Here is a 12,160-nt window from a genome sequence, read left to right on the forward strand (position 1 = left end):
GTGCAGCGTCGCGAGCGATGCAACATTCCACTGTCTCCATCCGAGAAGCGCCCCGCATGAACTACCCCGGTTATCCCTTCACCCCACAGCGCTTCCAGGTCCGCCCGGGGCTGCATATGTCCTATCTCGACGAAGGCCCGCGCGACGGCGAGGTGGTGGTGATGCTGCACGGCAATCCGTCGTGGAGCTATCTGTGGCGCACGCTGGTGAGCGGGCTGTCGGACCGCTACCGCTGCATCGTGCCCGACCACATCGGCATGGGCCTGTCGGACAAGCCGGACGATGCGCCGGGCGCGCAGCCGGGCTACGAGTACACCCTGCAGTCGCGCGTGGACGACCTGGACGCGCTGCTGCGGCATCTGCGCATCGACGGGCCGGTGACGCTGGCGGTGCACGACTGGGGCGGCATGATCGGTTTCGGCTGGGCGCTGTCGCACCATGCGCAGGTGCGGCGCCTGGTCATCACCAATACCGCGGCGTTCCCGCTGCCGGCGGCCAAGCCGATGCCGTGGCAGATCGCGATGGGCCGGCACTGGCGCCCGGGCGAGTGGTTCATCCGCACGTTCAATGCGTTCTCTTCGGGCGCGTCGTGGCTGGGCGTGTCGCGACGCATGCCTGCCGATGTGCGTCGCGCCTACGTGGCGCCGTACGACAATTGGGCCAACCGCATTTCCACGATCCGCTTCATGCAGGACATTCCGCTGTCGCCGGACGACAAGGCCTGGTCGCTGCTGGCGCGGGCGGAGCAGGCGCTGCCGTCGTTCGCCGACCGCCCCGCCTTCATCGGCTGGGGCCTGCGCGACATCTGCTTCGACCATCATTTCCTGGAAGGCTTCCGCCGCGCGTTGCCGCAGGCCGAGGTGATGGCCTTCGAGGATGCCAACCACTACGTGCTGGAAGACAAGCACGAGGTGCTGGTGCCGGCGATCCGCCGGTTTCTGGACGCGCATCCGTTGTCCTGAGCACGCACGCCGGCCAGATCCGGCGTCTTCCTGTGGCGCGCCGCACATGCAGGAAGGGAGATTGCCGCCGGCGTTGCGGCGTGGATCGTCTACACGGGCACGCGCAAACTGCTACCGATTGCCGTACTGCAACATTTTGGGCTGGGTACAGTCGCCGCCGACGTGCGCGTCGCGCGGAAGCGGACGCTGCACGCAATCGGACAGGAGACAGAGAGTGAAAGCGATGGCGATGGCGATGCTGTTGACGGCGATGAGCGTGCCTGGTGCGCATGCGGAAGACCTGACCACGTCCGCGGACGGCAAGACGCTGACGGTCGGATTCGGCCAGCCCACCTGGAAGCAGGTGCTGCACTACCGCAAGCTGTACGACAAGAAGCCGTTTCCCGATGCGGAGATCTACTACTACAGCAACGGCATGTACAAGATCATCTCGCAGGGCGAGAACCACTACGGCGTGTACGTGCTGCAGGGCAGCTTCGACGACCAGACCTACACGATTCGCTTCATCTCGCTGCCGTCCGAGGACTGGGGCAACAAGACCGCCTTCCACCAGCTGACCTTCATTCGTGGCGAGGACAGGAACGTCTTCATCCAGAACGCGATCGTCGACACCGGCGAGGCCATCGCCCAGCAGAACGGTACCTACACCCTGGAAAAGAACACCGTGACCAATCCGGTGCCGACGGCGTGGAAGCACCGCTGAGCCGATGCGGTGCGCGTTCGCCGTGCTTCGGATGCCGCCAGGATGGACGTTTGCACGGGTTCGCGTAGGAGCGGCTACAGCCGCGACCGGGCGTTGCCGGGAACGCGGGGCGCGGCTGATCCCACGGCGGCAAGGGCCGCTGCTACGGCCTCCCTGCCATGCTGGCGGCGCCGCCGCTCAGGCGTCCGGTAGATTGCGTTCGACTACGCCGTCCCAGTCGGCCAGGGTCAGCAGCGGCAGGCCGTGCGCCAGCCGCGACTTGTCGCACTGCGCGCTGCGTTCGCCGAACTCCAGCGAGGCCGGCACCGCGGCGCACACCGACGGCCGCCGCTCGTGGATGCTGCAGCGACTGTAGCGGCCGATGTCCGCGTCCAGGGCGATGCAGCGCGGCTGCGCCTGCGAGGTGCCACGCATCACCCGCTCATGGGTGCGCAGCGGTTCGGTCAGCTCGAACGGGACCCTGCCGCCCAGCGCGGGATCGGCTTCGCTCCAGTGGAAACTGACGCGGAAGTAGGCGCAGCAGGCGCCGCAGGTGAGGCAGGGATGGGACATGGCGGCCGGGCCTTGCGCGGCGAACAGCGTGGGGGGCGCGGCATTCTGACCGAACCGGGGCGCGCTGCAAGCACTCCGGCATTCAGCCGCGGCGGCCGCGGCCGGGGTGTCGGCTGCGGCCGGGCGCATCGGCGATAATCGGCGTATGACCACGACCTGCAACATCGCGGCGACGCTGCCGCGGCTGGCGCGCGAGCGCCCGGACCAGATCGCCATGCGCTGCCCCGGCCGGCCCGGCCCCGGCGGCATGGCGGCCTACGACGTGACCCTGAGCTATGCGCAGCTGGACGCGCGCAGCGATGCCATCGCCGCCGGCCTGGGCGCCTACGGCATCGGCCGCGGCACCCGCACGGTGGTGATGGTGCGGCCGTCGCCGGAGTTCTTCCTGCTCATGTTCGCGCTGTTCAAGGCCGGCGCGGTGCCGGTGCTGGTCGATCCGGGCATCGACCGGCGCGCGCTCAAGCAGTGCCTGGACGAGGCGCAGCCGGAGGCCTTCATCGGCATTCCGCTGGCGCAGCTGGCGCGGCGTCTGCTCGGCTGGGCGCGCTCGGCAAAGCGGATCGTCACCGTCGGCCGGCGCTGGGCCTGGGGCGGCACCACGCTGGCGCGGATCGAGCGCGCCGGCCAGGGCGCCGGCAGCCAGCTGGCCGACACGGCCGCGGACGACGTCGCCGCGATCCTGTTCACCAGCGGCTCCACCGGCGTGCCCAAGGGCGTGGTCTACCGGCACCGGCATTTCGTCGGCCAGATCGAGCTGATGCGCAATGCCTTCGACATGCAGCCTGGCGGGATCGATCTGCCCACTTTCCCGCCGTTCGCGCTGTTCGACCCGGCGCTGGGATTGACCTCGGTGATCCCGGACATGGACCCGACGCGCCCAGCCAAGGTCGATCCGCGCAAGCTGCACGATGCGATGCAGCGCTTCGGCGTGACCCAGCTGTTCGGCTCGCCGGCCCTGATGCGGGTGCTGGCCGACTACGGCAAGCCGTTGACCAACGTGCGCTGCGCCACCTCGGCCGGCGCGCCGGTGCCGCCGGACGTGGTGGCGCGGATCCGCAGCCTGCTGCCGGAGGACGGCCAGTTCTGGACGCCCTACGGCGCCACCGAGTGCCTGCCGGTGGCGGTGATCGAGGGCCGCGAGCTGCAGGACACGCGCGCGGCGACCGAGCGCGGTGCCGGCACCTGCGTCGGCACGGTGGTGCCGCCCAACCAGGTGCGCATCATCGCCATCGACGACGCCGCGATTCCGGAGTGGAGCGGCGTGCGCGAAGTCCCCACCGGCACGGTCGGCGAGATCACCGTGGCCGGCCCGACCGCCACCGACACCTATTTCAACCGCGATGCGGCCACGCGCCTGGCCAAGATCCGCGAACGCCTGGACGACGGCAGCGAGCGCGTCGTGCACCGCATGGGCGATGTCGGCTATTTCGACGCGCAGGGCCGGCTGTGGTTCTGCGGGCGCAAGACCCAGCGCGTGGAAACCGCGCAGGGGCCGCTGTACACCGAACAGGTGGAGCCGATCTTCAACGCGCTGCCGGGCATCGGCCGCACCGCCCTGGTCGGCATCGGCGCGCCGGGGCAGCAGCGCCCGGTGCTGTGCTACGAGCTGGAAGTGGGCGCGATGCTCTCGAGCGGCCCTGAACTGCAGGCGCTGCAGCAGCGACTGCGCGATACCGCCGCCGCGCATGCGCACACGGCCGGCATCGTCGATTTCCTGAGCCACCCGGGCTTTCCGGTGGACATCCGCCACAACGCCAAGATCGGCCGCGAGAAGCTGGCGCTGTGGGCCGCGGAACAGCGCAAATGAGCGCGCGCAGCATGTGCACCGGCGCGGCTGCGCAGCAGGACACCGTTGGCGCGGCGCATGGCCGGCCCCAGAATGGCCACCCTGATCATGGAGTGTGGCGATGAAGATCGTGGTGACCGGTGGCGGTGGATTCCTGGGCCAGGCGCTGTGCCGCGGGCTGGTGGCGCGCGGGCACCAGGTGGTCAGCTACAACCGCGGCCACTACCCGGAACTGCAGGCCTTGGGCGTGGCCCAGGTGCGGGGCGATCTGGTCGATGCGCAGGCGCTGCAGCATGCGCTGGCCGGCGCCGATGCGGTGTTCCACAACGCCGCCAAGGCCGGGGCCTGGGGCAGCTACGACAGCTACTACCAGCCCAACGTGGTCGGCACCGAGAACGTGCTGGCGGCCTGCCGCCTGCACGGCGTGTCGCGTTTGGTCTACACCTCCACACCGAGCGTGACCCACCGCGCCACCCATCCAGTCGAAGGCCTGGGCGCGGACCAGGTGCCCTACGGCGAGGATTTCCAGGCGCCGTACGCGGCGACCAAGGCGATCGCTGAGCGCATGGTGCTCGCCGCCAACGACGCGCAGCTGGCGGTGGTGGCGCTGCGCCCGCGGCTGATCTGGGGGCCGGGCGACAACCAGATCCTGCCCAAGCTGGTCGCGCGGGCGCAGGCCGGGCGCGTGCGTCTGGTCGGCAGCGGCGACAACAAGGTCGATTCCACCTACATCGACAACGCCGCACAGGCGCACTTCGATGCCTTCGAGCACCTGGCGGTGGGCGCGCCCTGCGCCGGCAAGGCCTACTTCATCTCCAACGGCGAGCCGTTGCCGATGCGCGTGCTGCTCAACAAGCTGCTCGCCGCGGTCGGCGCGCCGACGGTGACCAGGACGCTTTCGTTCAAGGCCGCCTACCGCATCGGTGCCGCCTGCGAGACCCTGTGGCCGCTGCTGCGCCTGCGCGGCGAGCCGCCGCTGACGCGGTTCCTGGCCGAGCAGCTGTGCACCCCCCACTGGTACAGCATGGAGCCGGCGCGGCGCGACTTCGGCTACGTGCCGCAGGTAAGCATCGAGCAGGGACTGCAGCGGCTGGCGTCGTCATGGCGCCACGACACGTCCGTCACCCGCTGACGACCACGCGTTTCCGAAGATGATGCCGCGCCGATTCGGCACGACAACTCTCTGGACATTGCCATGCTGCATTACGCCATCATCTTCTTCGTGATCGCCATCATCGCCGCCGTGCTCGGTTTCAGCGGCATCGCCGGCGCGGCGACCAACATCGCCTGGATCCTGTTCGTGGTGTTCCTGATCCTGGCGGTGATCTCGATGTTCCGCCGCGGCAAGGTGTAGTCCGCAGCGACAATCCAACGTCGATACTTGCCCGCGGCGCCCTGCGTCGCGGGCAAGTCGTTTCTGGGGCAGGGCATGGCGACCGGGCCCCGCGCAGCCGTCGCTTCGCCCCGGTCGCCCAGCCAGGCGCAAGCCGGAGCTGGACGGCGCCCGTCGCCCTTGTCAGCATAGGCCACTCAGGGGACAGGGGTGGACAATGCGACAGTGGATCGTTTGGGCAGGCCTCGCGCTTGCCTGCAGTACGGGCGCGTACGCGCAATCGCCGGCGTTGGATCTGACGCCGTATCTTCAGCACGATCAGTTCGACCGGGTGAAGATCTCGCCGACCGGTGCGTATTACGCTGTCACCGCGCCGTTGGATGACCGTACCGTGCTGGCGGTGGTGCGCCGTAGCGACAAGGAGATCTCGGCCAAGATCATGGGGCCCGCAGACTCCGTGGTGGACGACTTCTGGTGGGCCAACGACGAACGCATCGTGGTATCGATGGCCGAGCGCTACGGTGCGCGCGACCAGCCGACGGCCATCGGCCAGTTGCATGCCGTGAATGCCGACGGCAAGAATCCGCGCCTGCTCGCCAGCCCTTATGGCATCAACGAGAACGTCAATGGCGCGACCTTCAAATCGAGCCTGGACCCGTCGGTGTTCATGCTGGACACGCTGTCGAGCGATCCGCGCTCGGTGCTGGTCTCCGTAGTGGAGCAGAGCAGCGATCCAAAGGTCCGGGTCGAAAAGCTGGACATCTACAACCGTCGTCGCACGGCGGTGGCCAGCGTGCCGGTGCCGCGCGCAGATTTCGTCACCGATCACGCCAGACGCGTGCGCTTTGCGCAGGGCGCCGATGCCGCCAACAACAGCAAGCTGTTTTACCGCAGCGACGACGCCAGCCCGTGGCAGTTGGTGAACGACGAAGCGCGCACTGGCCATCGCAGCTTCCCGCTGGGATTCTCGGCCGACGACGGCATCGCCTATCTGCAGGTGGAACAGGCCAACGGTCCTGACACGGTGGTGTCCTGGGATCCGCGCAACGACCGCACCACGACGCTGATCCGCGACGACAAGGTTGACCCGTACCGGGTCCTGCGCGATCTGGACGGCAAGACCCCGATCGGCGTGTCGTTCATGAGCGACCGTGTGCGCAACGTGTTTTTCGACGACAACGCACCGACAGCGCGGCTGTATCACTCGCTGGAAAAGGCCTTCAATGGCGACGCGGTGTTCATCACGTCGGCCACCGCCGATCGGCGGCTCGCCATGGTGTATGTGTGGAGCGACCGCAACAACGGCGATTACTACCTGTACGACACCACCAGCAAGCACGCCAGTCACGTGTTCAGCCGACGCGAATGGTTCGCGCCCGACAAAGTGCCGCGCAGCCGCGAGATCGGCTTCAATGCGCGCGATGGCATGGCGCTGCACGGCTATCTCACCCTGCCGCTGAATGCCGAAGCCGGTAAGCCGCTGCCGATGGTGCTGTTGCCGCATGGCGGGCCGTTCGGCCTCTTCGATGGCTGGGAATTCGACGATGATGCGCAGGTGCTGGCCGCGGCCGGCTACGCGGTGTTGCGGGTCAACTACCGTGGCTCGGGCAACTACGGGCGCGCCTATACCCAGGCCGGTGCGCGGGAGTGGGGCGGGCGCATGCAGGACGATCTCACCGACGCCACCCGCTGGGCGATCGACCAGGGTATCGCCGACGCCGCACGCATCTGCATCTACGGCGCCAGCTACGGCGCCTATGCCGCGCTGATGGGCGCGGCCAAGGAGCCGGACCTGTACCGCTGCGCGGCCGGCTATGTCGGCGTCTACGATCTGGAAACCATGTACCGCGACCAGGCCAGATATGCGCGCTGGACCAAGGCCTGGGCCGGCGACTGGCTGGGCGAACGCGACAGCCTGGCGGCGCGTTCGCCGGTCAATCTGGCTGCGCGCATCCGCGTGCCGGTGTTCCTGGCGGCCGGCGGCAAGGACGAGCGTGCGCCGATCGAACACACCGAGCGCATGGAAAAGGCGTTGAAGAAGGCCGGGGTGCCGGTGGAGTCGTTGTATTTCCCCAACGAGGGCCACGGCTTTTATACCGAGCCGCACCGGCGCGCCTATTACACGCAGTTGCTGGCGTTCCTGAGCAAGCACCTGGGCGGCGCGCAGGCGCAGTAGCGGTTGGCGATGGCATGGGCGGGACATCTGTCTCGCCCTGCGCACGGCCTGGCGACGTGTCTGCCGCTAGAATGCGGGGATGTCTGGATCCCCCCTCGATGCTCTCAAGCCCCTGGCCGGCCGCGCGCTGGAAGCGGCGCTCAATCGCGCGCTGGCGCTGGACCCGGAAACCGGCGAGGCCCTGCGCGACCTCGACGGCCAGCGCGTGGCGCTGACCCTGGAGGCGCCGGCGCTGGCGCTGCAGATCCGTGTCGACGGTACGCACCTGCGGGTCGGCCCGGTGGATCCGGCGCAGGAGCCGGAGCTGGCGGTGCGCAGCACCCTCGGCGGCCTGCTCGCGCAGTTGCCGTTCCTGGCGCAGGCGCGGCGCCCCGGCGGCCCCGGCGGGCGGGTGCGGGTCTCCGGCGATGCCGAACTGGCGCGGCGTCTGCAGCAGTTGGCGACGCGCTTCGATCCGGACTGGCAGCGGCCGTTCGTGCAGGTGTTCGGCGAGGTGCTCGGCGTGCAGGTGGCCAACACCGCGCGCTCGGCCCTGCAGCAGGCCCGGCGCAGTGCGCAGGACCTGGCGCAGAGCGCGGCCGAGTACGTGACCGAGGAGTCGCGCGACGTGGTCGCGCGCGCCGAGCTGGAGGCTTTCTACGACGACGTCGACGTGCTGCGCGACGACATCGAACGCCTGGCCGCGCGCGCGGCGCGGCTGCAGCCGGAGCGCGACGCATGAAGGCGATGTTCCGCGCCAGCCGCATCGGCCGGGTGATCCTGCGCTATCGCCTGGACGACCTGCTCGACGGCACCCCGGCCGAGCGTTGGTTGCGCCTGGCCAAGCCGTTCGTGCCGCGCGCCAGCCCCGACATCGCCGCGCAGTCGCGCGGCGCCCGGCTGCGCCTGGCGCTGCAGGACCTGGGGCCGATCTTCGTCAAGTTCGGGCAGATCCTCTCCACCCGCCGCGACCTGATGCCGCCGGACGTGGCCGAGGAACTGACCCTGCTGCAGGACCGGGTGCGCCCGTTCGACGGCGAGGCGGCGCGGCGCATCGTCGAGCAGGCGTTGGGGCGGCCGATCGCGGTGGCGTTCGCGACCTTCGATACCGAGCCGCTGGCCTCGGCCTCGATCGCGCAGGTGCACGCGGCGACGCTGCACGATGGCCGCGAAGTGGTGGTCAAGGTGCTGCGCCCGGACATCGAGCGGCAGATCGACGCCGACATCGCCTTGCTGAAATCGGCCGCCGCACTGGTCGAGCGCACCCATCCGCGCGCCGACAAGATCCGCCCGCGCGAGGTGGTGGCCGAGATCGAGACCACCCTCGCCGCGGAGCTGGACCTGCAGCGCGAGGGCGCCAACGCCAGCGTGCTGCGCCGTTTCTGGCTGCACTCGGACGACCTCTACGTGCCGGAGGTGATCTGGACCCACACCGCCGAGCGCGCACTGACCCTGGAGCGGGTGCGCGGCATCCCCTCCGACGACATCGCCTCGCTGGACGCCGCCGGCATCGACCGCCGCGCGCTGGCGGCCAAGGGCGTGCGGGTGTTCTACACCCAGGTGTTCCGCGACAACTTCTTCCATGCCGATGCGCACGCCGGCAACATCTGGGTCGACAGCGACCCGGCGCGCCGCGACAACCCGCGCTTCATCGCGCTGGACTTCGGCATCATGGGCCAGCTCTCGCAGGAAGATCAGTACTACCTGGCCGAGAACTTCATGGCCATCTTCAACAAGGATTACCGGCGCATGGCCGAGCTGCACGTGGAGGCCGGCTGGATGCCGGCCAACGTGCGCATCGACGAGCTGGAGGCGGCGGCGCGCTCGGTGTGCGAGCCGTACTTCATCCGGCCGCTGTCGCAGATCTCGCTGGCCGAGGTACTGATCAAGCTGTTCCGCGTGGCCCAGCGCTACCAGCTGACCCTGCAGCCGCAGCTGATCCTGCTGCAGAAGACCCTGCTCAACATCGAAGGCGTCGGCCGCCAGCTCGATCCCGAACTGGACATCTGGGCGGTGGCGCGGCCGGTGCTCGAACGCATCCTCATCGAGCGCTACAGCCCGCAGCGCGCGCTGCACGAACTGCGCAAGCGCCTGCCGGAGATCATGACCCACGCGCCGGACATGCCGCGGCTGATCCACGGCTGGCTGCGCCAGCAGGTCGAGGGCCGGCACGAGCTGTCGATGCGCTCGCGCGACCTGTTCGAACTCAACCTGCTGGTGCGGCGCATGCAGCGGCGGGTGGTGGCGGCGATCGCCGGCGTCGGCCTGCTCACCGTGGCCACGCTGCTGTACGCGCTCGACGCGGGCGGGCCGCAGCTGGGTGGGGTGTCGCTGTGGGCCTGGATCAGCGGCGGTGCCGGCACCGCGGCCTTGCTGACGGCGTGGTGGCGGCGCTGAGCGTGGCGGCGCTGGATCGCGCGCGGCTGCACGCGGTGCGCGCCGAACTCGGTGCGGAAGGTCCGCGCCACGACGCAGGCCAGTCCGAGCGCGCGCAGCGCCTGCTCAATATCACCCCGGAGACCAGCGAACTGCTGGCGGTGCTGGTGCGCGCCATGGGTGCGCGGCGGGTGCTGGAGATCGGCACGTCCAACGGCTATTCCACCCTGTGGCTGGCCGAGGCCACGGCGGCGCTGGGCGGCGGCGTGACCACGCTGGAATACGCCGCGCACAAGATCGCGCTGGCGCAGCGCAACTTCGCCAGTGCCGGCGTGCAAGGCTGTATCGATCTGGTCCTCACGGATGCCGGCGTCTGGTTGGCGGACGCGGCGTCGGCCGCGTTCGACCTGGTGTTCCTGGATGCCGAGCGCACCCTGTATTGCGACTGGTGGCCGCAGTTGCGTCGCGTGTTGCGGCCGGGCGGTCTGCTGGTCGTGGACAACGCGCTGTCGCACGCGACGGAGATGGCGCCGTTCGCCGCGCTGCTGGATGCCGATGCCGCGTTCACCTGCACCACGCTGCCGGTCGGCAACGGCGAACTGCTGGCGGTCAAGAACGCGTAGGCGCAGCGCGGCGGCGTGCCTGCCTGCGACGTGCGTCGTCGGGTCAAGCAACCGTCGGCGCGAGTTGCCGCCACGTCGTCATCGGTGCCATGGGTGCCGTTGTCGTGAGCGAGGTCATGGGCTCAGTGCTGAGGACGCTGCCGCTCCGCGCCACCTGCATGCGCGCCTCGTTCCTGCAATGCGCATTGTCGCGCCGCGGCACGGCGCGGATAATCCGGCAGTGAACACCGACGCCGATTCCCTGCAGATCCTCTATCAAGACCCGCTGCTCGCCGTGGTCGACAAGCCCGCCCGGCTGATGGTCCACGACAGCAAGCTCGCCCGCGGCGAGGACGATTTCCTCGCCGACCGTCTGCGCGCACAGCTGGGTCGGCCGATCTTCCTGGTGCACCGGCTCGACCGTGCCACCAGCGGCTGCCTGCTGCTGGCCTTCGACCGCGACACCGCCAGCGTGCTGGGCAAGGCGCTGATGGGGGGCGAAGTGGACAAGGATTACCTGGCGATCTGCCGCGGCTGGCCGGCCGAAGATCGCTTCGAGGTCGACCACGACCTCGACGGCGGCCCCGGCAAGCCGCTGAAGAAACCGGCGCAGACCCGCTTCGCGCGCCTGGCCTGCGGCGAACTGCAGGTGCCGTCGGGCGAGTTCGCCACCTCGCGCTATGCGCTGCTGCGCTGCAGCCCGGTGACCGGGCGCTTCCGGCAGATCCGCCGCCACCTCAAGCACCTCTCGCATCACCTGATCGGCGACACCAGCCATGGCGATGGCCGCCACAACCGCATCTTCCGCATGCAGGGCGTGCACCGCATGCTGCTGCACGCCGAGCGCCTGGCGTTTCCGCACCCGGACGGCCATCGGATCGCGGTGACGGCGCCGCTGGATGCGGAATTCGTGCGGGCGTTCGGGTTGTTCGGATGGGATGCGGCGCCGTGGCGGGTGGATGCGAGTAGGTAAGCAGTGGGATAGCGGATCGGTGAGTGCACATGGTCTGTACCGCTGCGTCGATCATCTCGGTGAAAGCATCGACGTTCGTTGACGCAAGTCACGTGGTCTCATCACAATGCGGCCGATCGGGGGAGAAACGCCGCCAGGCGTCGCAGCGCATGCGTGCGGGGAAAGCGCTGCAGTTTGGCGTTCGACGCGCGAAAGCGATGCCCGGTTCGCGCTGAGGTCGGAAAGCGCACACTACCGGATGTGGCAAGTGGTCAGGCTCGACTGCGCTTCTGCGTGTGTCGCGCATCGACTGAAGTGGATGTCTAACAAAGGGGGAAGACATGAAACAAACGCGCGCACCCTGGTCGGTGGTGCTACTTTTTTTGGGCGCTGCCGCGCTGGCGCAGGCGGAGCCTACGAGCGATCTGGTGAGCGTCGTTTCGCTCCGGCCCTATATCGGCGACTCGATGGTCTACATCGAGGTGGATTCGGACGCCTTATGCGGCACGCTCACGTTCACCATCGATACCTCGCAGCCCAACGGCAAGGAGGTGTACGCCGCGGCGATGACGGCGCTCACCACCGGCAAGAAGGTGCGTTTGGAGGTGCCGACGAGTATCGGTTGCAAAGGCTGGGGCAGCAAACTGCAGTCGATCTACATCTACCGGTAGCACGAGCCACGTAACAGCTTTTTTTCTGCACTGTTCCGCCCAACCAACGTAGGAGTCAACTGTCATGC

At 68.9% G+C, this 12,160-nt stretch carries 12 protein-coding genes; 11 read left to right on the forward strand and 1 reads right to left on the reverse strand.

Annotated features, from left to right (window positions below; translation table 11 throughout):
* The first annotated feature begins 56 nt into the window (after window positions 1–56).
* Both CEK68_RS06550 and CEK68_RS06555 read left to right on the forward strand, forming a co-directional pair.
* Window positions 57–962, forward strand: coding sequence for an alpha/beta fold hydrolase (locus CEK68_RS06550; RefSeq protein ID WP_152238924.1), 906 nt, complete (start codon window positions 57–59; stop codon window positions 960–962).
* Window positions 963–1,185: 223 nt separating this feature from the next.
* Window positions 1,186–1,665: a hypothetical protein gene (locus CEK68_RS06555; RefSeq protein ID WP_017907733.1), complete on the forward strand. Its 480-nt coding sequence runs from the start codon at window positions 1,186–1,188 to the stop codon at window positions 1,663–1,665.
* A gap of 177 nt (window positions 1,666–1,842) precedes the next feature.
* On the opposite strand, the gene CEK68_RS06560 is transcribed toward CEK68_RS06555, so the two are convergent.
* A complete protein-coding gene (locus CEK68_RS06560) occupies window positions 1,843–2,217 on the reverse strand; it encodes a YkgJ family cysteine cluster protein (protein ID WP_017911452.1) in 375 nt (124 codons plus the stop codon).
* Window positions 2,218–2,362: 145 nt separating this feature from the next.
* Here CEK68_RS06560 and oleC point away from each other — a divergent pair, with 145 nt between their 5' ends.
* From oleC to CEK68_RS06605, 9 genes are all read left to right on the forward strand, one after another.
* Window positions 2,363–4,024: an olefin beta-lactone synthetase gene (oleC, locus tag CEK68_RS06565; protein WP_043090305.1), complete on the forward strand. Its 1,662-nt coding sequence runs from the start codon at window positions 2,363–2,365 to the stop codon at window positions 4,022–4,024.
* 100 nt (window positions 4,025–4,124) lie between these two features.
* Complete coding sequence (oleD, locus tag CEK68_RS06570) at window positions 4,125–5,135, forward strand: 2-alkyl-3-oxoalkanoate reductase (RefSeq protein ID WP_148829797.1); 1,011 nt, start codon at window positions 4,125–4,127, stop codon at window positions 5,133–5,135.
* A 63-nt stretch (window positions 5,136–5,198) separates the two neighbouring features.
* Window positions 5,199–5,357, forward strand: coding sequence for a DUF1328 domain-containing protein (locus CEK68_RS06575; RefSeq protein ID WP_003468167.1), 159 nt, complete (start codon window positions 5,199–5,201; stop codon window positions 5,355–5,357).
* 196 nt (window positions 5,358–5,553) lie between these two features.
* Window positions 5,554–7,512, forward strand: coding sequence for a S9 family peptidase (locus CEK68_RS06580; protein WP_152238925.1), 1,959 nt, complete (start codon window positions 5,554–5,556; stop codon window positions 7,510–7,512).
* A gap of 79 nt (window positions 7,513–7,591) precedes the next feature.
* On the forward strand, window positions 7,592–8,233 hold the full coding sequence (locus CEK68_RS06585; RefSeq protein ID WP_152238926.1) for an SCP2 sterol-binding domain-containing protein: 642 nt from the start codon (window positions 7,592–7,594) through the stop codon (window positions 8,231–8,233).
* Complete coding sequence (gene ubiB, locus CEK68_RS06590) at window positions 8,230–9,888, forward strand: ubiquinone biosynthesis regulatory protein kinase UbiB (protein ID WP_152238927.1); 1,659 nt, start codon at window positions 8,230–8,232, stop codon at window positions 9,886–9,888. The genes CEK68_RS06585 and ubiB overlap by 4 nt, the downstream gene beginning before the upstream one ends.
* 26 nt (window positions 9,889–9,914) lie before the next feature.
* The gene (locus CEK68_RS06595) at window positions 9,915–10,490 is read left to right on the forward strand and encodes a class I SAM-dependent methyltransferase (protein WP_193314123.1); all 576 of its coding nucleotides are present in this window, start codon (window positions 9,915–9,917) and stop codon (window positions 10,488–10,490) included.
* 178 nt (window positions 10,491–10,668) lie between these two features.
* Complete coding sequence (locus CEK68_RS06600) at window positions 10,669–11,442, forward strand: pseudouridine synthase (RefSeq protein WP_152238929.1); 774 nt, start codon at window positions 10,669–10,671, stop codon at window positions 11,440–11,442.
* Window positions 11,443–11,762: 320 nt separating this feature from the next.
* On the forward strand, window positions 11,763–12,092 hold the full coding sequence (locus CEK68_RS06605) for a hypothetical protein (protein ID WP_043090301.1): 330 nt from the start codon (window positions 11,763–11,765) through the stop codon (window positions 12,090–12,092).
* Window positions 12,093–12,160 lie beyond the last annotated feature (68 nt).

Source organism: Xanthomonas sp. LMG 12461, assembly GCF_009192935.1.
Taxonomy (GTDB): Bacteria; Pseudomonadota; Gammaproteobacteria; order Xanthomonadales; family Xanthomonadaceae; genus Xanthomonas_A; species Xanthomonas_A sontii.